The following is a 20,595-nucleotide window of genomic DNA, read 5'->3' on the forward strand; positions in this document are numbered from 1 at the left end:
GATCAATTGCGCGCCGCCAGCGCCGGGCCGGTCCGGCGCAGCGTACGCAGCGCATAGGTCAGCTGGAAATCCTCGATTCCCTGTTCCTTGAGCTGTTCGGGCGTTTCGGTGAAGCGCGGATCGGTCTGGCGGTCATTTTCCAGCTCCTTGTCCGCCAGATCGACCTCATTGACCAGATGCCCGCGCAGATCGCTTTCCCGCAGCGAGAATTTCGCGCGCTTGACCGCGTCGGGATCGGACAGCTGCGGCACGCGGATATCCGGCTCGATTCCGCCTTCCTGCACGGACCGGCCAGAGGGTGTGTAATACAGCGCCGTCGTCAGCTTGAGCGCGGCATTGCGGGCCAGCGGCATCAGCGTCTGCACGCTGCCCTTGCCGAAACTGCGTTCGCCCATCACCAGCGCGCGCCGATGATCCTGCAGCGCGCCGGCGACGATTTCGCTCGCCGAAGCGGAGCCGCCGTCGATCAGCACGATGATCGGAATACCGGCGGCGACATCGCCCGGATATTTGCTTTCTGCATCGTAATAGATGGTATCGTATCGACCACGCCCGCGCTGCGAGACGATCTGTCCGCGCGACAGGAACAGGTCGGACAGGGCCACCGCTTCTTCCAGCGACCCACCCGGATTGCGCCGCAGATCGAGCACGATGCCCGACAGGCGGCCGCCATTGCGCCGCTTCAGATCATTGAGCGCGTCATTGACGTCCTTGCCGACATCGGCGCTGAATTCATTGACACTGATGACGCCCAGGCCGCCATCTTCCAGTTCCCAGGTTACCGGCTCCAGCTCGATCGTGCCGCGCGTCACGCTCACGTCGAAGGGTTCGTCGCGCCCGGTGCGGAACAGCGTCAGGCGAACGCTGGTCCCCGCCGGGCCGCGCATCTGCCGCACGGCTTCATCCAGTTCCAGCCCATAGACCAGCTTGCCATCGACATGGGTGATGAAATCGCCCGCCTTGACCCCGGCCTTGTCCGCCGGGCTGCCCTTGAACGGCGAAACGACCTTCACCGCCCCATCATCCATCTGCACCGAAATACCCAGACCCTGGTATTTCCCGTCAATCATGGTTTCCAGCCGTTCCAGGGCAGCGCCGTCCAGATAGGCGGAATGCGGATCGAGTGCGGCCAACATGCCATTGATGGCGCCCTTGATCAGGACGTCATCTTCGACCGGCTGCACGTAATTGGCCTTCACCTGCTGATAGATCGCAAAGAATTTTGCGAATTCCGGTGAAACCTGGCTTTCCACCTGGGCAAAGCCGGCGGTGGTGGCAGGAATCAGCGCAACAGCGGTCAGCAGGGCCGCAGCGCGCAAAGGCTTGGCAAAATTCATCAGATCATATCCTTGGCGTTAACCCAGTCTATCGCGCGGCGCGGGTTAACACCAGATGATGGTTGCAAAGCGCGCAAACCGGCTCAGCGGGCATGCAGCAGCGGGTTGATGGGATCGGCCCCGCGCCGCAGTTCCAGCGTGACCGAGGGTCGATCCGCCCCGGCCACGCCCAGCGGTGCTCCCCCGACCAGGTCTTCGCCCACATCCAAGTCGATCCGCGTCAGCCCGGTGATCAGGCTGGTCCAGCCGCCCGCATGTTCGATGATCACGATCCGCCCATAGCCGCGATAGGGCCCGGCAAAGGCCACCCGCCCTGCGCTCGGCGCGATGACAACGGCATTTTCCCGCGGGGCGAAGGTCACGCCCTGGCTGTAACCGATGCTGATCGGTGCGCCGAAGCCGGCCACCACCCTGCCGGTGACCGGCAGCACATAGGGCGCCGGCGGTGCCGCAGTGGACACAGCGCCATCGCCTGCCGGCCTCTCGTCTCTGGCCAGCTGCGCGGTTTCCGGGCTCTCCGGCCGCAGCGAGGGACCAGGCAGGGCCGCCAGCCGGCGGCGCAGTTCGCCCGCCCGGTCCAGTTCACCCACCAGCCCATCCAGATCGCGCGCGCGTTCAGCCAGCGCCAGAGCGCGTTCCGCTTCCCGCGTGGCGTTTCCGCCGGCCCGGCGAGACGCCAGGCGATGGCGGGTTTCCATCGCATGGAGCCGCTTGAGCCCTTCGTTCAGCTGCACCTCTTCCGCACGCAGGGCCGCCGCAGTCTTGCCCGCTTTTTCCTGCAATTCGCGGCTGCGGGTGATCCGGTCGCGCAAATCGCTGGTCCGGTCCTGCACTTCGGGTACGGCGCTGGACAGCAGGGCCCGCAGATAGACGACATCCTTCACCGATCCCGGGCGCAACACGGACAGGGTCAGCGGCCGGCGGGAAAACTGCTGCAGCGCGGCGGTCAGCTCGATTACCGGCCGCTGTTCCCGGCCCAGCTCTTCCCGCAATTGTCGGCGCCGATTCTCGATCAGTTCCATTTGGGCCTGGGCGGCGGCAATGCCGGCCTCCGCCTGCTGGATTCGCGCGGCCAGGGCGGCCGCCCCGCGACTGGCCTTGTCCGCCTCATCCTCGGCCGCCTCGGCCTCGGCCTCCAGCCGGTTGCTCCGCTGTTCGGCAGCAGCGCGATCTGCCAGCGCCTGGCGCAAAGCATCGCGGGTCTGCTGGGCATCGTCGAATTCGGCAAATTGCTGCGCCGATCCGGCCATGGCGAACAGGCCCAGCACGCCTGGCAGCATCCACAGGCGAAGCCGGCGCATCGCGCCTATCCCGCCCTGTGATAGGGATGGCCAGCCAGAATGCTGGTGGCCCGGAACAATTGTTCCAGCAGCATCGCCCGCGCCAGCAGATGCGGCCAGGTCGCCTTGCCAAAGGCCAGCAGCAGATCGGCAGAGACACGTTCGGCTTCGGAATGGCCATCGGCCGCGCCGATCACGAAACGGGTTTCGCGGATGCCATTGTCGCGCCAGTCGCCCAGGATGGCGGCGAATTCCTCCGAACCCAGTTGCCGCCCCTTTTCATCGAGCAGCACGGTTCGAAACGGGGTCGGAGGGTCGGGAATCCGGCCACCAGTTTCAGGCAGTTCGGTCAGCTTCAGCGGCCAGGTGATCCGCTTGGCATAGCGATCAACCAGTTCAGCCTCTGCGGACCGGGCGATCTTGCCGCGCGCAATGACATGAAGCTGCATGGGGAACCGATTGCCTCCTGCCCCGGATCAGCGGCGCCGAGGCCGATCACCGGGCAAACAGGTCAGCCCTGGCCACCGGCCGTGGCCGGTGCATCTTCGCCGAAGCCCCACATGCGTTCGAGATTGTAGAAGCTGCGCACTTCCGGGCGGAACAGGTGGATCACCACATCGCCGGCGTCGATCAGCACCCAATCTGCCGCAGGCAGGCCTTCGATGCGGGAAGAGCCATGGCCTTCGCGCTTGAGCCGTTCGGCCAGTTTCTGGGCCATGGCCGCCACCTGGCGCGTCGAGCGGCCGGAGGCGATGACCATGTGGTCCGCCATGCTGGATTTGCCGGCCAGCGGAATGGAGACAATATCCTGGGCCTGATCTTCGTCCAACTGGTCGAGTATCAGGGCGTGCATGGATCCGGGTTCTGCGAGTTCGATGGTGGTCATATCAGACAGGATTGCGGCGACAGGGCGTCGCAATCAAACAGGCTCCTGAATGGAAAGGGGTCGGGCTGAATCCGGGACTGTGGCTTCGGGCCCGGTTCACCGCCGGTCCCCCTGTGCATCGTCCTTGATGAAGGAACGCGTTACCCCATCCCTCAGGCATGATCCGGAAAACCGGCGTGCCCAGTCGGGGTCCGCACTGCGAAGCGCGGTTGCCGATCGTGGATCGGGATCGAAACGCAGTTCAATCAGCGCAGGTGCGCTCCATCCTTTTCGGTTGCGAAAGCGGGCAGCAGACAACCGGTAACGCCGCAGCCAGGCCATCGCGGGGCTCGCGAGGGCGTCGTCATCATAACCGGGGCGCGCAACCACCGCAATCGGCATTTCCCGCGCCAGCTGTCGCCAGCTCTTCCACAAATGAAATTGCGCCAGATTGTCGGCGCCCATGATCCACACGAACCGCCGCCTGGCATAGCGGCGACGGATCGCCCGCAGCGTATCGACGGTGTAGCGGGTGCCCAGTTGCGCCTCGATCGCGCTCACCCGGATCGGGGCGATGCGGGCCTGCCGCCGCGCCGATCCGGCCCGCGCGGTCAGCGGCGCCATGCCCGCCTTGGGCTTCAGCGGATTGCCGGGGGACACCAGCCACCAGATTTCACCCAGTCCCAGCGCATCGAGTACGGAAAGGGAAATCCGCCGATGGCCACCATGCGCCGGATTGAAACTGCCGCCGAGCAGGCCCACCCCGCCCGCATGGGTGCCACGGGTCACGCGCGCGCCTGGCCCGTTCCCCGCACCTGCCATTTGTAGGTGGTGAGCCCTTCCAGCGCCACCGGCCCGCGCGCATGCAGTCGCCCGGTGGCAATCCCGATCTCCGCGCCCAGCCCGAATTCGCCGCCATCGGCAAATTGGGTAGAGGCATTGACCATCACGATGGCGCTGTCGACTTCGGTCAGGAAGCGTTCGGCCGCCGCCGCATCACCGGTGATGATCGCATCGGTATGGCCGGACGAATGACGGGCGATATGCGCCAGCGCCGCTTCGGGCCCGTCAACGACGGCTACCGACAGGATCGAATCGAGATATTCGGTATCCCAGTCTTCCGCGCTGGCCTTGCCGATGCGCGGATCGATCGCCTGCGCGCGCGCATCGCCGCGCAATTCGCATCCGGCATCGATCAGCCCGGCCACGACCGAAGATGCTTCGGGGAAGCTGGCATCGATCAGCAGGGTTTCCATCGCGCCGCAGATTCCGGTGCGGCGCATCTTGGCATTCAGCGTGACGGAGCGCGCCATCACCGGATCGGCCGCCGAATGGACATAGGTGTGGCAAATCCCGTCCAGATGGGCGAGCACGGGCACCCGCGCATCGGCCTGCACCCGGGCGACCAGCCCCTTGCCGCCGCGCGGCACGATCATGTCGATCAGCCCGGCAGCACGCAGCATGCCGCCGACAGCGGCACGATCCTGGGTCGGCAGCAATTGCACCACATCGGCCGGGACGCCGGCCTGCTCCAGCCCGGCCACCAGCGCGGCGTGGATCGCATGGTTGCTATGTACCGCTTCGGTGCCACCGCGCAGCAGCACGGCATTGCCGCTGCGCAGGCACAGCGCGGCCGCATCGGCGGTCACATTGGGGCGGCTTTCATAGATGATGCCGATCAGCCCGATGGGCACCCGCACGCGCGACAGTTCCAGCCCCGTGGGCACGGTGCGCTGGTCGATCACCTGCCCAACCGGATCGGGCAGATTGGCGACCGCCTCCAGCGCAGAGGCGATGCTGTCCAACCGTGCATCATCCAGCTTGAGCCGGTCGAGCATTGCCGGTGCCAGCCCATTGGCGCGCCCCTTATCCAGATCGCGGGCATTTTCCGCCAGCACCCTTGGCGCGGCGGCGCGCAGGGCGGCCGCGGCATGGCGCAGCGCATCGGCCTTCACCTGTTCCCCCATACCGGCCAGCACCCGCTGCGCCGCCCGGCCACGCAGGGCCAGCTCTGCGATCAGGCTGTCGGCATCGGCGTCGCTCAACGTGGCGGTCGAGGCAGGATTGGCGATCAGACCGGAGTCATGAAGAAGTTCTGAGGACATGGCGCAGCCCTTAACATTCTCGCGTCGGTCTGTCAGGCGGCAAACGGAAGCAACGGGATGTAAACCGGTTCCCGATTCCGCAATCGGTTTACCGCAAATGAAATTCATTTCGTCGCGAAATTCCAAGGAAGATTCGACCATTCGCCCTCGTTAACCTAGCTGCGCGGGGTCCGGATGGGCGGGACGTTACAACAGAACGCGGGGTCGCTTTGACTAACTTGCAAGCTGGCAGGCTGGCCGACCGCCTGCAAAGCTGGTTTCCCGAGCGTGAGTTTTTCATGCGCTCTCAAGGCCAGGTTCGTTTCATCAAGATATCGACCCGCGTGCAGATCGTGGCTGCTGCCCTTGCCCTGTCGCTGGTGCTGGCATGGCTCATCTCGATGATGGCGGTCGCCATCGGCCAGTTCAGTGCCCGCAACGAGATGGCCGCGCTGCTCGATCGTGAAGCCAAGGTCGCCTCCGCCGAATCGCGCGTATCCGCCTATCGCGACGATCTGGAATCGGTCGGTGACGATCTGCAGCAGCGGATGGACTTCATAGAAAAGCTGATGCCCATGCTGCCGGACGATATGAAGGCGGATGAAACGGTCAGCGACAGCAGCCAGGAGGCCGGCCAGACGGTCAATCGCGTCAGCGCCGTTCTGCCCGAAGCGGCCACGCTGGCCCGGATCGAGGCCCGGCAGCTGGCGCTGGTGGAAAAACTCACGCGCTTTGCCGATCGCCGTTCCGCCCAGGCGTCCAACGCCATTCGCCGGCTCGGCCTCAACCCCGATCGCATGATTGCCGCCGCCCGCACCGGCCAGGGTGGTCCGCTCGAAAAGCTGTTCACCGGCAGGAATGGCGCCATCGATCCGCGGTTCGAACGGCTGGGCCTGAGCCTGGCGCGGATGGATGCGCTGGAACAGGCGCTGGATGGCATTCCGCAGGTGATGCCGGCGGATATCAACATGATCTCTTCCGGTTTCGGTTACCGCCACGATCCCTTCACCGGCGAATCGGCGATGCATTCCGGCCTGGATTTCCGGGGCCCGATCGGCGCTCCGATCCATGCCGCTGCCGCCGGCCGCATCAGCTTTGTCGGGGTGAAGTCGGGCTATGGCAATGTCGTGGAAATCAGCCATGGCAACGGCCTGCTCACCCGCTACGCCCATATGTCACGCTGGCAGGCCCGCGTGGGCCAGAATGTGGACGCCGGCGATGTGATCGGCGCCATCGGCAGCACCGGCCGTTCGACCGGACCGCATCTGCATTTCGAAGTCCGCATCAATGACCGCGCGGTCAATCCGCGCCCCTTCCTGGAGACAGCGCCTCATGTTCTCGAAGAAGCCAGAACAGACCTTCCCCGGCGCGGCGCCAAGGCCGGTGGCTAGCGGCAATTCCACCTTTTCGGTGCTCGGCGCCGATGTCACCATTCGCGGTGACGTGGCGGCATCGGCGGATTTGCATGTCGATGGCAATGTGATCGGTGACATCAGCTGTGCGGCGATCGTGCAGGGCGTCAACAGCCGCATCGAAGGCGCCGTGGCGGCCGAAAATGCGCGGTTGGCAGGCGTCGTGATCGGCACGATCCGGGCGCGCGAACTGGTGATCCTGAAGACCGCGCGGATCGACGGCGATGTGCATTACGATGCGCTGACCATCGAACAGGGCGCGCAGGTCAACGGCCGCTTTGCGCCCAACTCGGGCACGGGCCAGTCCGATGAGACCGATGGCAGCGGGCATCTGGCCCTGGCCGGGTAGAGCGATTTCCAAGCAGGTGGAACCCCCTGCTGACTCGGAAATCGCGGCAAACAAACGAAAATAGAGCGGCGATCCGATGCAATCGGATCGCCGCTCTAAGCATCGCGAGCCCGGATGTCGGGCACAATGGCTTGACCACCATGAAAAAGGGGCCCGATCCGATGGATCGGGCCCCTTTTCGTATCACGAAGGCTGCGATCAGCCGTTGCGTTCGCCAGCAGCTTCTGCAGCGCGCTTGGCTTCCAGCCAGGCTTCCGCTTCGGCTTCCTGCGCGGCTTCTACGGCGGCCTTGGCAGCAGCTTCGCGTTCGGCGCGCAGTTCCTCGATCAGCTTTTCGCGTTCGTCGCGCGCGTCGACGATCACGGCATCGTCATCATCGCCTTCGGTTTCCACCGTGCCCACGCGTTTGACCGCCTTGGATACGGCCAGATCCAGTTCCCGCTGCGAACACAGGCCCAGCGTCACGGGATCCTTCGCCTGGATGTTCTGGATGTTCCAGTGGCTGCGTTCCCGGATCGCATTGATCGTGTTGCGCGTGGTGCCGATCAGCTTGCCGATCTGGGCATCGGAAATTTCCGGGTGGTTGCGGATGATCCAGGCAATGCCATCGGGCTTGTCCTGGCGCTTCGACACCGGGGTATAGCGCGCACCCTTGGTCCGGCTGACATCGACCGGCGCACGCTGCATCTTCAGGCGATAGGCCGGATCGGCCTGCCCCCGGTTGATTTCATCGTGGTTGAGCTCACCGGAATGCACCGGATCACGCCCGGTGTATTTGGCACTGGTCAGATCATCCGCCATCGCCTGCACTTCGAGAATATGCAGGCCGCAGAACTCTGCGATCTGTTCGAAGCTGAGCGCAGTGTTGTCGACCAGCCAGGAGGCGGTCGCATGGGGCATGAGGGGAGTGGGCTGGGCCACGTTTTCTCTCCGGCAGAAAAACAAGGGCCGCCCCTCTCGGGGCGGCCTTAACCTGCTTGATGTACGCCCTTCCCGTTGAAACAGCAAGGCTTGCGTAAACGGACCTGATCAGGCGTTCGCGGGCCGCATCGCGGCTGCCCTGCCCTGTGGCTGGGGGGCCAGTGCCGCCAGGAACTGTTCGGTGCTGGCATCCCAGGTGAATCCGCGCCCGCGCGCCAGGCATTCGGCCCGATCCAGCTTCAGCGCCCCGGCAATCGCATCTTCCAGCCGTTCCGCCATCACGCCGCTTTGCGGGTCGAGCACATCCAGCGGGCCGGGCACCGGATAGGCGGCCACCGGGGTGCCGCAGGCCAGCGCCTCGATCATCACCAGGCCGAAGGTATCGGTCCGGCTGGGAAACACGAACACATCGGCCCCGGCATAGCAGGCCGCCAGATCGCGCCCGCTCTGCCGCCCCAGGAACAGCGTGGCGGGAAATTTTTCCTGCAGCGCGGCCAGCGCAGGGCCATCGCCGACCACCACTTTGGAGCCTGGATGATCGCTGGCCAGAAAGGCTTCGATGTTCTTTTCGACCGCGACCCGCCCGACATAAAGCTGGATCGGGCGCGGCAGGCGGAAAAACAGGTCCGGCGGCGGGATATCGGGCCCGAACACATCCAGATCCACGCCCCTGCCCCAGCGGCGCAGTTGGGTCAGCCGCTGATCGCGGAGCTGGTCGGAAATCGTGTCCGTCGCGACCATGATCCCGGCCGACGGATGGTGAAAATGGCGGATATAGGGCCAGAACACCCACGCCGGCAGGCCGGTGCGATGGGCCAGATAATCGGGAAACTGCGTGTGATAGGCGGTGGTGAACGACCGCTTGTTGCGCAGACACCAGCGGCGTGCCGCCCAACCGAGCGGACCTTCGGTGGAAATATGGATCGCGTCGGGGCCGAAATCCTCCAGCCGCCGGCCCACCGCGCCCCCACCGGCCAGCGCCAGGCGGATTTCCGGATAGCTGGGGCAGGGAATCGACCGGAACAGATCGGGTGAGGTCACCTCCACCTCATGCCCGCGACCGCGCAACCGCTCTGTCACCGCCGTCAGGGTGCGCACGACCCCATTGACCTGGGGGGCCCAGGCATCGGTGACGAGGGCGATCTTCATCCCCGTGCTGCAACCGGCATGGCCAGGATCACGCTGCCGCCGCCATATTTGCCGGATCGCCGACCTGCGCAGCCGCTTCGGCTTCGGCGTTGCGGCGGGCGATTTCCTCCGGCCAGTTGAGGATTTCCATCGTCCCGTCGAAATGTTCGACCAGGGCGTTGCACCCTTCGACCCAATCGCCGTCGTTCCAATATTCGATGCCGTCGAAATCGCGGAACTCTGCGGTGTGGATATGGCCGCAGACCACCCCGTCGACCCCGCGCGCAGCAGCGGCCCGGGCCACGATTTCCTCGTAATGGGAAATGAACTCGACCGCGTTCTTGACCTTGTGCTTGGCCATCTTGGACAGCGACCAATAGGGCAGGCCCAGCTTGCGCCGCACCGAATTGGTCCAGCGATTGAGGCCCATCAGCATGGTGTAGAGCGCGTCGCCGACGAAGGCGAGCCAGCGGTGGGCCAGCATCACGGCGTCGAATTCATCGCCATGCAGCACCATCAGCTTGCGCCCGTCGGCGGTCTGGTGGAACGCGGCGCGGCGGATTTCAACACCACCGAAATTCATGCCGGCGAACTGGCGGAACATCTCGTCATGATTGCCGGGAATATAGACGATCCGCGTCCCACGCCGGGCCCGCTTCAGGATGCGCCAGACGATGTCGTTATGCGTCGAGGGCCAGTAGACCTTCTTCTTCAGCCGCCAGCCATCGATGATGTCGCCGACCAGATACATCGTCTCACTGTCGGTCGAATCGAGGAAGTCGATCAGCATTTCGGCATTGCAGCCACGCGTGCCGAGATGGACGTCGCTGATCCAGATCGTGCGGAACCGGCGGCGGCCCTCTGGTGAAGGTTCCGGGACCTGGGGTTCGGCGGGCAGATCGAAGCCCGGAAACGCATGAATCACCGATGGCATGCCATCCTGTTCCAGAAATGTGCCTAACATTGCTGAATCCCCGAACAATCGCCTGAACCAACTCTGGGTCGGCCGATCATAACGATTGATTGTGACAACTGATTCTCAATCCGGCGACAGCACCATGACTGTATGACTCATGCAGGTCAGTCAAAAAGGTCGCCGGCTCATCAACCGCCCTCCTCAAACGGGCCAGGGCGATGCCATGTTGTAAGGTATGGTGATGAACACCGCCTCCACCCCGGCAATCTTGCCATCGACGATCTTGAACAGTTCGAGCAGGGCAAAGCTGTGCGGATAATGGAACACCGACCGGTGGCGTGATCCGTCCGTCCATGTGACATCGACCACCTTGCCGCAATGATCGATGAAGCCGGCGGCCAGCACCAGACCCTTTTCCTCGTCCACCAGCGGGAATCGCCGGCCGCGCAGCCGATCATCATAGATATACTGCCCTAGCCGGAACTGGTCGGCCGTGCCCATCTGCGCGATCGGATAGTCATCGATATGGGTGTTGGTGGTCTGCAAGCCGTTTTCGATTCGGTCGCAATCATCGGTGAATTCGGTGAACAGCGTTCCGTCATTCAATTGCAGCGTATCGAAATAGCCATCGGCCACCGCAATCATCCGCGCGCGCGGGCGCCGCTTTTCGGGCGGCACATCGGCCAGCATCAGCGGGCGCGGCGCAAGATAGGTTTCGACGCTGGGGAACGGGCTGAGATCGACCCGGCGGCAGATGATCGTTTCCGCTTCCGCAATCCGGCCGCCAACAATGGCCAGACGCAGCGCCATGATGGCGGGGATGCCATGTTCCTCGACAATGCCGAACCAGCTGACCTGACCGGTCTGCAGATCGGCCGCTTTCAGATCATAGCTGTCGCGCACAGCGCTGACCGTGTTCCAGGCGCCATCGCCGATCATCAGCTGGACATTGTTTTCGGTGAAGATCACCTGATCGGCCCAGGGCAGGCGCGATGGATCGCGCGCCGCCAGCGCGGCCAGATAGGCATCGGCATGGGCATAGAGCTGCTGCCGCGTCTGCGGCGCGGGCGCGCGTGAATTCATGTTTCTCTCTCCCTTTTCCAGCAGCGCGCGCGGACTCGGGTCCGTCTGTTGATGCGCGCTGCCTGTTCCATGCGGATCAGATCACGCTTGCGGGGCGATCTCCAGCACGATCTTGCCGAAATGATCGCCCGATTCCATCCGCGCATGGGCGGCGGCCGCCTGTTCCAGCGGGAAGGCGCGGTCCATCACCGGGCGCAGCCGGTCGGTGGCGACCAGCGGCCAGACATTGGCGCTGATCTCATCGGCCAGCAGCGCCTTGAAGGTGTCGGACCGGGCACGCAGGGTCGATCCGGTCAGCGTCTGCCGCTTCACCATCAGCCGGGCCATGTTGATCTGCGCCAGCGCCCCGCCCTGCACCGCGATCGTCACCAGCCGGCCATCGACCGCCAGGCAATCCAGATTGCGCTGGGTGTATTCGCCGGCCACCATGTCCAGCACCAGTTCCACGCCCTTGCCATCGGTATGGCCGCGCACTTCGGCCACGAAATCGGTGGTGCGGTAATTGATCGCCAGATCCGCGCCGAGCGCCTGCGCCTGGGCACATTTTTCATCGCTGCCGCAGGTCGCGATCACGCGCAGCCCGAACAGCTTGGCCAGACGGATGGCCATGGTGCCGATCCCGCTGGTGCCGCCATGGACCAGCAGGGTTTCCCCATCGCAGGCCCAGCCGCGTTCGAACACATTGTGCCACACGGTGAACAGCGTTTCGGGGAAGGCTGCCGCCTCTGCCATGCTCAGCCCATAGGGCACCGGCAGGCAGTGATCGACGCGGGCCAGCGCATATTGGGCATAGCCCCCGCCCGTCACCAGTGCGCAGACGGCCATGTCGAGCTTGTCACCCGGCACCCCTTCGCCCAGCGCGACGATGGTGCCCGAAATTTCCAGCCCGGGAATGTCCGAAGCGCCCGGCGGCGGCGGATAGCTGCCCTGGCGCTGCAGCACGTCAGGCCGGTTCACCCCGGCATGGGATACCGCGATCAACACCTCCCCCGGCCCGGGCTGCGGCACCGGTCGCCTTTCCGGCCAGAGCACTTCGGGCCCCCCCGGCCCGGCAATTGCAATCGCTGTCATTTCCGTTGGCAGTTTGCCAGCCATGGAATTCCCCCGTTACGCCCTGCCCACCCCTATGCCCTAATCGCAGCCCCATTGACAGCGGGCGAGAGGCATCCGATGTTGCATTGCAATGGAGGACGATCTCCCCCGGAAACGCGGCCCGGAAGATGATCTGGGATACGCAGGCCGGCTCGCCGGCGAAGTGCTCGATACCTATTCCCAGGACGAGCTGATCGAACGCATCCGTCTGCTGGAAGCAGAAATCGAACGCGTGAAATCCCACCATGGCAGGGCTGCCGCCCAGCGCAAGCTGGCCGATTCCCTGTTCAAACCACGAGACAGCGATTGATCGCCCGGCTGATCGCACCCGCTCAGCTCAGAACGTCTCGCAATTCGGGCGCACACGCCCCATATTCCCTATCAAGAGCGGACGAACCGCCGATTTCGAAGGGGCCCGCAGGGGCTCCGCACAAACTTCGTGGATCGCACAACCCGAACGGACATCATTATGCCTAGCTTTGCACAGAGCCTCGAAAAAACCCTCCACAGCGCGCTGCAGAACGCGACCGAGCGCACGCATGAATATGCGACGCTGGAACATCTGCTGCTGGCGCTGGTCGATGATGCCGACGCCGCCGAGGTGATGACCGCCTGCGGGGTGGACCTGGGCGAGCTGGCCAATGTGGTGCGGCAATATCTCGATCAGGAATATCAGTCGCTCAAGACAGAGGATGAAGCCGATCCGCAGCCGACCGCCGGCTTCCAGCGGGTGATCCAGCGCGCCATCCTGCATGTCCAGTCCAGCGGCAAGGATACGGTCACCGGGGCCAATGTGCTGGTGGCGCTGTTTTCCGAACGCGATTCCTACGCCGTCTATTTCCTGCAGCAGCAGGATATGAGCCGGCTCGACGCGGTCAGCTATATTTCCCACGGCATCGGCAAGGGCGGCAAGCCCAGCGAAGCCCGCACGCCGCAGGGCGCAGAAGAACCCGAAGCCAAGGCCGAAGAAAAGCAGGACAAGAACAAGAAGGATTCCGCGCTCGACCAGTTCTGCGTCAACCTGAACCAGAAGGCGCTGGATGGTAAGGTCGATCCGCTGATCGGGCGTGGACCCGAAGTGGACCGCACGATCCAGATCCTCTGCCGCCGCAGCAAGAACAACCCGCTGTATGTGGGCGATCCGGGCGTGGGCAAGACGGCCATCGCCGAAGGCCTGGCGCGCAAGATCGTGGAAGGCGACGTGCCCGAAGTGCTGCAGGATGCAGTGATCCATTCGCTCGACATGGGCGCGCTGCTGGCCGGCACGCGTTATCGCGGCGATTTCGAGGAACGGTTGAAGCAGGTTGTCAACGAACTGGAAAAAATGCCCGAGGCGATCCTGTTCATCGATGAAATCCACACCGTGATCGGCGCTGGGGCCACCAGCGGCGGGGCGATGGATGCGTCCAACCTGCTGAAGCCGGCCCTGTCCAGCGGGGCGATCCGCTGCATCGGTTCGACCACCTACAAGGAATTCCGCAACCATTTCGAAAAGGATCGCGCGCTGCTGCGCCGGTTCCAGAAGATCGACGTCAACGAACCCACCGTTGAAGACACGATCAAGATCCTCAAGGGCCTGCGCACCGCGTTCGAGGAACATCACAAGGTGAAATACACCCCCGATGCGATCCGCACGGCGGTGGAAATGAGCGCGCGCTACATCAATGACCGCAAGCTGCCGGACAAGGCGATCGACGTGATCGACGAAGTCGGCGCAATGCAGATGCTCGTGCCGCCCAGCCGCCGGCGCAAGACCATCACCTCTCGCGAGATCGAGAAGGTCATTGCGACCATGGCCCGCATCCCGGCCAAATCGGTCAGCAAGGACGACAAGGCCGCGCTCGCCAGCCTGGAAAAGGATCTGAAGCGCGTCGTCTTCGGCCAGGACAAGGCGATCGAGGTGCTGTCCACCGCGATGAAGCTGAGCCGGGCCGGCCTGCGCGATCCGGACAAGCCGATCGGCAGCTTCCTGTTTTCCGGCCCCACCGGCGTCGGCAAGACCGAAGTCGCGCGCCAGCTGGCCAATATCATGGGTATCGAGCTCAAGCGGTTCGACATGTCCGAATATATGGAACGCCATTCGGTCAGCCGGCTGATCGGTGCCCCCCCGGGCTATGTCGGCTATGATCAGGGCGGGCTGCTGACCGATGCAATCGACCAGCATCCGCATTGCGTGCTGCTGCTCGACGAAATCGAGAAGGCGCATCCCGATCTCTACAACATCCTGTTGCAGGTGATGGACAATGGCCGCCTGACCGATCACCATGGCAAGACGGTCGATTTCCGCAATGTCGTGCTGATCATGACGACCAATGCCGGCGCATCCGACATGGCCAAGCATGGCATCGGCTTCGGCGCGGGGCTGAAGGTGGAAGCGGGCGAAGACGCGGTGAAGAAGATGTTCACCCCCGAATTCCGCAACCGGCTGGATGCGATCGTGCCCTTTGCCTATCTCGGTACCGAAACCGTCAGCCGGGTGGTGGACAAGTTCATCCTGCAGCTGGAACTGCAGCTGGCCGATCAGAACGTTCATATCCAGTTCGACAGCGATGCCCGCGCCTGGCTGTCGAAGCGCGGCTATGACAAGATGTATGGTGCCCGCCCGATGGGCCGCCTGATCCAGGATGCCGTGAAACAGCCGCTGGCCGAAGAGCTGCTGTTCGGCAAGCTGTCGCAGGGCGGTGAAGTGCATGTGAGCCTGAAGGACGACAAGCTCGCCTTCGAACTCACCCCTTCCGCACCCAAGCCGACCAAGCCCAAGAAGGGCAAGGCGACTGGCAAGAAGAACGCCAATCCGCAGAACAGCGAAGATGCGGATCAGGACGAAGATCAGGCTGACGACAACAGCCAGGATTGATCGAACCGTATTGAATTGGATTGAACGGGGCGGTTGCAGCGGCAATCGCCCCGTTTTCTTTCCGCCTTTCATTCAGGCGGCAATTGCACCAGCTTTTCGCGCGATGTGTCCCCGCGTAACAGTTGCAGCCGCGATGGCGCGATATCCAGCGCACCCGCCAGCAGCCGCAGCACCGCAGCATTGGCGGCGCCATCCTGCGGTTTTGCCCGCACCTTCACCAGCACCCGCCCATCTTCGATGGTGATCGCTTCGCTGCGCGCGCCGGGCGTCACCCGCAGCGCCAGCCGCGCCTGATCATCGGCCAGCGCCCGAATGGCGGCGGCGGGCGGATGATCAGCCCTGGGCCGGGCCACGGTTGTTGAGCGCATCGAGATGGCGCTGGGCCAGTGCGCAATAGCGTTCGGTCTGGAAGCGGATCTTGTCTGCTTGCTCGGTGCTCTGCCGCTTGAGGAATTTGGCTGGCCGACCGACCCAGATCTCGTTTTCCGGAATCGCCTTGCCCGGACTCAGCAGCGCGCCGGCGCCCAGCATCGCCCCGCTGCCGATATGGCAGCCGTCCATCGCCACGGCCCCCATGCCAACGAAGGCGCGATCATCCAGCGTGCAGCCATGGACCACCGCCATATGGCCAATCACGCAATCTTCGCCGATGATCGTCGGGCAGCCATCGGTGTCCGGACGCGGCCCTTCGACATGAAACACGCTGCCATCCTGCACATTGGACCGCGCGCCCACCACGATGCGGTGGATATCGCCACGCAGCAAGCAATTGTACCACACGCTCGCCTGCGGGCCGATCGTCACATCGCCGATGATCCGCGCCCCCGGCGCAATGAAGGCGGTGTCGTGAATCTGCGGCACCATGCCTTCGAAGGGCAGGATCGTGGCCCAGGGAAAACGGTTATCCATGCGTAGCCTCCCACTGCGGGCGGGTGATGGCATAGGCGATGATGATACCCGCCTTGGGATCGAATTCGTCGCTGGCGAAATCCAGATCCGGGCGCCGTTCCATGCCCAACCGTTCCATCAGCCCCCAGCTGGCATCATTGCGTTCGACGGTCAGCGCAATCATGTGCGGCGCACCGAAGGTTTCGAAACCGGCGCGCATGCTCGCCTGCGCCGCCTCGCGGGCATAGCCCCGCCCCCAGGCATCTTCGCGCAGCCGCCAGCCGATCTCGAAATCGCCGATCGGCGCACCGGGCTGGTTGGACCGCTTCAACCCGCAAAATCCGATCAATTGGCCCTGCAGATGACCGCCGTCCCACTGGCGCTCCACCACCCAGAAGGTGTGGCCATGATCGCGCGCATAGCCTTCGATCCGTTCCTGCTGCTCCTCACGGTCATATCCATCCAGCACTCCGCCCAGCCAGCGCATGACCGCAGGCGTGTTGGTGTGGCGGAAGAAGGCATTCCAATCACTGTCTTGCCAATCCCGCAGGACCAGCCGCTTGGTTTCCAGCCGAAAATCAGACATTCAGCAGCCGCGCCGCCAGCGGGGCGTGATAGGTCAGCACGCCCGAACAGCCGGCCCGCTTGAACGCCATCAGCGTTTCCAGCACCAGCGCCTCGCGATCACCGGCCCCGGCAGCAGCAGCGGCCTCGATCATCGCATATTCGCCGCTCACCTGATAGGCGAACACCGGCACTTCGAAGCGTTCCTTCACCCGGCGCACGATATCGAGATAGGGCAGGCCCGGCTTCACCATCACGCTGTCGGCCCCTTCGGCGATATCCAGCGCCACTTCGCGCAGGGCCTCCTCGCCATTGGCGGGATCCATCTGATAGCCCTTCTTGTCGCCCTTGAGCAGGCCGCGCGATCCCACCGCATCGCGGAACGGGCCGTAGAAGGCGGAGGCATATTTGGCCGCATAGCTCATGATCTGCACATTGGCATGGCCATGCTGTTCCAGCGCCTGACGGATCGCGCCGATCCGGCCATCCATCATGTCGGACGGGGCGACGATATCCGCACCGGCTTCGGCCTGAACCAATGCCTGGCCGACCAGCACATCCACCGTCGCATCGTTCAGCACATAACCGGCATCATCGACCAGCCCGTCCTGCCCATGGGTGGTATAGGGGTCGAGCGCCACATCGGTCAGCACGCCGATATCATCGCCGCAGGCATCGCGGATCGCACGCACCGCACGGCACATCAGATTGTCGGGATTGGTCGCCTCTGCGCCCAGATCGGACCGACGATCGGCTGGCGTGTTGGGGAACAGCGCCACGCAGGGGATACCCAGCGCTACCGCTTCCTTCGCCCGCGCGCCAATCCCGTCCAGCGACCAGCGCGACACGCCCGGCAGCGTGCCGATCGGTTCTTCCACGCCCGCCCCTTCGGTGACGAACAGCGGCCAGATCAGATCGGCCGGGGTCAGGATGTTTTCGCGGTGGAGCGCGCGGCTCCAGCTGGTGGCGCGGGGGCGGCGAAGGCGCGTGGCGGGGTAATGTGCGGTCATGCCCGATCCCTGCCGCAATTCACGCTTGCGGGCAATGCGACCGATTGTCCCACCCCACGCCGCCAGCTGTTGACTGACCAGCCCTGCCCCCCATCTTGTGCAGCGCACAAACAGGAGCATCTTCATGACCATCCAGGCCTATGGCGCGCACGCCGGGGATCAGCCGCTCGAATCCCTTACCATCACCCGCCGCACCCCGGGGCCGCAGGATGTGCAGATCGACATCGCCTTCTGCGGCATCTGCCATTCCGATCTGCATCAGGCGCGCGGCGAATGGGCCGGCACCCAGTGGCCCTGCGTTCCCGGCCATGAAATCGTCGGTCGAGTTTCCGCCACCGGATCGGACGTCACCACGCTGGCCGTGGGCGATCTGGTCGGGGTCGGCTGCATCGTCGACAGCTGCCAGCATTGCGCCGAATGCGATGACGGGCTGGAAAACTACTGCGACGGCATGGTCGGCACCTACAATTCGCCCACCGACGATGCCCCCGGCCACACGCTCGGCGGCTATTCGCAGCAGATCGTCGTGCATCAGCGCTATGCGCTGCGCATCACCCATGCGGCCGATCAGCTCGCCGCCGTGGCCCCGCTGCTCTGCGCCGGCATCACCACCTGGTCGCCGCTGCGCCACTGGCAGGCCGGCCCGGGCAAGAAGGTCGGCGTCGTCGGCATCGGCGGGCTCGGCCATATGGGGTTGAAGCTCGCCCACGCGCTCGGCGCCCATGTGGTGGCCTTCACCACGTCGGAATCCAAGCGCGACGAAGCCCTGAAACTGGGCGCAACCGAAGTCGTCGTGTCGCGCAATGGTGATGAAATGGCCGCCCATGCCGGCAGTTTCGACCTGATCATCAACACGGTCGCCGCGCCGCATGATCTCGATGCCTTCCTCACCCTGCTGAAGCGGGACGGCACCATGGTGCTGGTCGGCGCACCAGCCACCCCGCATCCTTCGCCCAATGTGTTCAATTTCATCACCCGCCGCCGGGCGATTGCCGGATCGATGATCGGCGGCATCCCCGAAACCCAGGCAATGCTGGATTTCTGCGCCGAACACGGGATCGTGTCGGATATCGAACTGATCCAGGCGCAGGATATCAACGATGCCTATGAACGTATGCTCAAGGGTGATGTGAAATACCGCTTCGTGATCGACAACGCCTCGCTGGCGGCCTGATCACGCATATCTGACCGGTTCCGCCGCTGGCGGGGCCGGTCAATCAATTGCTGGCCTGGCGCCGTTCCAGCCGATCGATTTCGCGCAGCGGGCGATCTTCCACCACGGCACTATCCTGTTCCAGACTGTTCAGCGCTGCACCCGGGGTAATCCGCTGCAATTGCGCCAGCTGCGCGCGGAAGGCGCTCAGCTGCGAACCGGAAAGCTGCGCCCGGGTGACGAAGCGCACGCTGGCCGGGTTCACCGGCACACCATTGCGATACATCTCGTAATGCAGATGCGGTCCGGTGGAGAGGCCGGTCGATCCGACATAACCGATCACCTGCCCGCGCCGCACGCTCTGGCCCGACCGCACCGCGATGCGGCTCATATGCGCATAGCCGGTGGCCAGCCCGGCATTGTGCCCCAGCTTGACGAAATTGCCGTAACCACCGCTGCGCCCGGCAAACTGCACCACGCCATCGGTCACCGCATAGATCGGCGTGCCATGGCCGGCGCGGAAATCCATGCCCCGGTGCATCCGCTTGTACCCCAGGATCGGGTGGCGCCGCATGCCGAAATTGGAAGAAACCTGGCCCGGCACCGGGGCGATCAGCCCCTGGCGCATCTCCCCTACGCCCGACGCTTCGTAGAACCGCCCATCCGCGCCCCAGCGCAACAATTGCTTGCGCGGCTTGCCATCGCGCGTCAGCCCGGCGAACAGCAGCCTCCCGGCCTCCACCTCGCCGGTGGCGGCGCGCTTGTAATCGACGATGATGTCGAATTCATCGCGGCTGGCGATGCCGCTTTCGATATCCATTTCGGCACCGATCGCGCGCAGATATTGCTGCACCGCGCTGGCCGGCGCCCCGGCGGCGCGGGCCGAACGATAGAGGCTGGAACCGACCACACCGCGAATCCGCAGCGGAGTGGTGTCGACCCGGATCGGCTTGGGGATCAGCCGCAACCGGCCATCCTGCCGCTCCACCGCCAGCTGCAGATCGAACCGCGCCCGGAAAGACAGCGCATCCAGCGGGCGCGGCGCATCGGCGGTGGGCCGGCGCCCCAGGGTGATGTCCACCTGCGTTCCGGCGGGAATATCGGCCAGCGGAATGGCACTGGCGATCAGGCCGGCAATCTGCCCGGCCTCCGCCTCCCCCACGCCCGCGCGCCGCAGCATGCGGTCAAAACTGTCACCGCGGGCCAGCGTGCTCGCCAGGTCCAGATTGGGCCGTTCGGGCGCATTGGCCAACTGCACCACCGCATTGGTCGCGCCCATGCGCCGGCCGCTGTCCGCGCCCAGCGCCAGCGGCATGATCATCTGGCTTCGGAATTCATCGCGCACATCGCTGTCGAAACTGCTCGCCGGGGCGGCTGCGACGGCGGAAAAATCGGGCCATGCCGCCAGCGCCAGCGCCGACAGGCCGATCAGCGTGGCGGCGCCGCGCATCCAGCGGCGCGAACCGATGTCCCGGGCCAGATCGGGCGCCAGATCGATCGCGGCAATGCGGTTGGAAAGCTGCCGTTTCCAGGAAGAATAGCGATCCGCCAAACCATGCGAGCGGGCATAGCGCACGCGCGTGGGGTGATGTCCCACCCCCATGCCAGACATGTCACCCGGCACGGCCGCCCCCGCGTGGAGCGGCACCATGCCGT

At 64.6% G+C, this 20,595-nt stretch carries 21 protein-coding genes; 5 read left to right on the plus strand and 16 right to left on the minus strand.

Going from position 1 to position 20,595, the window contains the following annotated elements:
• Positions 1–2: 2 nt before the first annotated feature.
• The 6 genes from GRI97_RS00135 to GRI97_RS00160 form a co-directional block, all read right to left on the minus strand.
• Complete coding sequence (locus GRI97_RS00135) at positions 3–1,337, minus strand: S41 family peptidase (RefSeq protein WP_160758979.1); 1,335 nt, start codon at positions 1,335–1,337, stop codon at positions 3–5.
• Between the two features lie 83 nt (positions 1,338–1,420).
• Positions 1,421–2,638 carry a murein hydrolase activator EnvC family protein gene (locus GRI97_RS00140; protein WP_160758980.1) on the minus strand — a complete coding sequence of 406 codons (1,218 nt, stop codon included), beginning with the start codon at positions 2,636–2,638 and terminating at the stop codon, positions 1,421–1,423.
• A 5-nt stretch (positions 2,639–2,643) separates the two neighbouring features.
• A complete protein-coding gene (locus tag GRI97_RS00145; protein ID WP_160758981.1) occupies positions 2,644–3,066 on the minus strand; it encodes a 23S rRNA (pseudouridine(1915)-N(3))-methyltransferase RlmH in 423 nt (140 codons plus the stop codon).
• Positions 3,067–3,128: 62 nt separating this feature from the next.
• Positions 3,129–3,503 carry a ribosome silencing factor gene (rsfS, locus tag GRI97_RS00150; RefSeq protein WP_161389145.1) on the minus strand — a complete coding sequence of 125 codons (375 nt, stop codon included), beginning with the start codon at positions 3,501–3,503 and terminating at the stop codon, positions 3,129–3,131.
• Positions 3,504–3,599: 96 nt separating this feature from the next.
• A complete protein-coding gene (locus GRI97_RS00155) occupies positions 3,600–4,304 on the minus strand; it encodes a nicotinate-nucleotide adenylyltransferase (protein ID WP_161389146.1) in 705 nt (234 codons plus the stop codon).
• Positions 4,268–5,587, minus strand: coding sequence for a glutamate-5-semialdehyde dehydrogenase (locus GRI97_RS00160; protein ID WP_161389147.1), 1,320 nt, complete (start codon positions 5,585–5,587; stop codon positions 4,268–4,270). Before GRI97_RS00160 ends, GRI97_RS00155 begins: the two co-directional genes overlap by 37 nt.
• Positions 5,588–5,796: 209 nt before the next feature.
• On the opposite strand from GRI97_RS00160, the gene GRI97_RS00165 reads away from it, so the two are divergent.
• Both GRI97_RS00165 and GRI97_RS00170 read left to right on the plus strand, forming a co-directional pair.
• Entirely contained in the window at positions 5,797–6,957 is a 1,161-nt protein-coding gene (locus tag GRI97_RS00165) for a peptidoglycan DD-metalloendopeptidase family protein (RefSeq protein ID WP_268891137.1), read from the plus strand.
• Positions 6,950–7,327 (plus strand): bactofilin family protein, encoded by a 378-nt coding sequence (locus GRI97_RS00170; protein WP_328598460.1) that lies wholly within the window; start codon positions 6,950–6,952, stop codon positions 7,325–7,327. Before GRI97_RS00165 ends, GRI97_RS00170 begins: the two co-directional genes overlap by 8 nt.
• Before the next feature lie 198 nt (positions 7,328–7,525).
• Here the strand turns inward: GRI97_RS00170 and GRI97_RS00175 are convergent, their stop codons facing one another.
• The 5 genes from GRI97_RS00175 to GRI97_RS00195 all read right to left on the minus strand — a co-directional run bounded on the left by GRI97_RS00175 (position 7,526) and on the right by GRI97_RS00195 (position 12,470).
• Positions 7,526–8,248 (minus strand): DUF1013 domain-containing protein, encoded by a 723-nt coding sequence (locus tag GRI97_RS00175; RefSeq protein ID WP_161389150.1) that lies wholly within the window; start codon positions 8,246–8,248, stop codon positions 7,526–7,528.
• Positions 8,249–8,356: 108 nt separating this feature from the next.
• On the minus strand, positions 8,357–9,397 hold the full coding sequence (locus GRI97_RS00180) for a glycosyltransferase family 4 protein (protein ID WP_161389151.1): 1,041 nt from the start codon (positions 9,395–9,397) through the stop codon (positions 8,357–8,359).
• 28 nt (positions 9,398–9,425) lie between these two features.
• Positions 9,426–10,310 carry a UDP-2,3-diacylglucosamine diphosphatase gene (locus GRI97_RS00185; RefSeq protein WP_161390724.1) on the minus strand — a complete coding sequence of 295 codons (885 nt, stop codon included), beginning with the start codon at positions 10,308–10,310 and terminating at the stop codon, positions 9,426–9,428.
• A 183-nt stretch (positions 10,311–10,493) separates the two neighbouring features.
• A complete protein-coding gene (locus tag GRI97_RS00190; RefSeq protein WP_161389152.1) occupies positions 10,494–11,375 on the minus strand; it encodes a hypothetical protein in 882 nt (293 codons plus the stop codon).
• A gap of 81 nt (positions 11,376–11,456) precedes the next feature.
• Positions 11,457–12,470: an NAD(P)H-quinone oxidoreductase gene (locus GRI97_RS00195; RefSeq protein WP_161389153.1), complete on the minus strand. Its 1,014-nt coding sequence runs from the start codon at positions 12,468–12,470 to the stop codon at positions 11,457–11,459.
• A gap of 88 nt (positions 12,471–12,558) precedes the next feature.
• Between GRI97_RS00195 and GRI97_RS00200 the strand changes: the two genes are divergently transcribed.
• Complete coding sequence (locus GRI97_RS00200) at positions 12,559–12,777, plus strand: DUF1192 domain-containing protein (protein WP_161389154.1); 219 nt, start codon at positions 12,559–12,561, stop codon at positions 12,775–12,777.
• A gap of 159 nt (positions 12,778–12,936) precedes the next feature.
• Positions 12,937–15,324 carry an ATP-dependent Clp protease ATP-binding subunit ClpA gene (gene clpA, locus GRI97_RS00205; RefSeq protein WP_161389155.1) on the plus strand — a complete coding sequence of 796 codons (2,388 nt, stop codon included), beginning with the start codon at positions 12,937–12,939 and terminating at the stop codon, positions 15,322–15,324.
• Between the two features lie 68 nt (positions 15,325–15,392).
• Here the strand turns inward: clpA and GRI97_RS00210 are convergent, their stop codons facing one another.
• Genes GRI97_RS00210 through hemB form a run of 4 tightly spaced genes read right to left on the minus strand, consistent with a single transcriptional unit; the run spans position 15,393 to position 17,786 of the window.
• A complete protein-coding gene (locus tag GRI97_RS00210; protein WP_161390725.1) occupies positions 15,393–15,677 on the minus strand; it encodes a DUF167 domain-containing protein in 285 nt (94 codons plus the stop codon).
• Positions 15,658–16,233, minus strand: a complete 576-nt coding sequence (locus tag GRI97_RS00215; protein WP_161389156.1) for a gamma carbonic anhydrase family protein — start codon at positions 16,231–16,233, stop codon at positions 15,658–15,660. Before GRI97_RS00215 ends, GRI97_RS00210 begins: the two co-directional genes overlap by 20 nt.
• Positions 16,226–16,798 carry a GNAT family N-acetyltransferase gene (locus tag GRI97_RS00220; protein ID WP_161389157.1) on the minus strand — a complete coding sequence of 191 codons (573 nt, stop codon included), beginning with the start codon at positions 16,796–16,798 and terminating at the stop codon, positions 16,226–16,228. The genes GRI97_RS00215 and GRI97_RS00220 overlap by 8 nt, the downstream gene beginning before the upstream one ends.
• Positions 16,791–17,786 carry a porphobilinogen synthase gene (gene hemB / locus GRI97_RS00225; protein ID WP_161389158.1) on the minus strand — a complete coding sequence of 332 codons (996 nt, stop codon included), beginning with the start codon at positions 17,784–17,786 and terminating at the stop codon, positions 16,791–16,793. Before hemB ends, GRI97_RS00220 begins: the two co-directional genes overlap by 8 nt.
• A gap of 124 nt (positions 17,787–17,910) precedes the next feature.
• Between hemB and GRI97_RS00230 the strand changes: the two genes are divergently transcribed.
• Complete coding sequence (locus GRI97_RS00230; RefSeq protein ID WP_161389159.1) at positions 17,911–18,960, plus strand: NAD(P)-dependent alcohol dehydrogenase; 1,050 nt, start codon at positions 17,911–17,913, stop codon at positions 18,958–18,960.
• 43 nt (positions 18,961–19,003) lie between these two features.
• Here GRI97_RS00230 and GRI97_RS00235 read toward each other — a convergent pair whose 3' ends face one another.
• Entirely contained in the window at positions 19,004–20,590 is a 1,587-nt protein-coding gene (locus tag GRI97_RS00235) for a M23 family metallopeptidase (protein ID WP_161390726.1), read from the minus strand.
• Positions 20,591–20,595: the final 5 nt, after the last annotated feature.

The organism is Croceibacterium xixiisoli (genome assembly GCF_009827305.1).
GTDB classification, from domain to species: Bacteria; Pseudomonadota; Alphaproteobacteria; order Sphingomonadales; family Sphingomonadaceae; genus Croceibacterium_C; species Croceibacterium_C xixiisoli.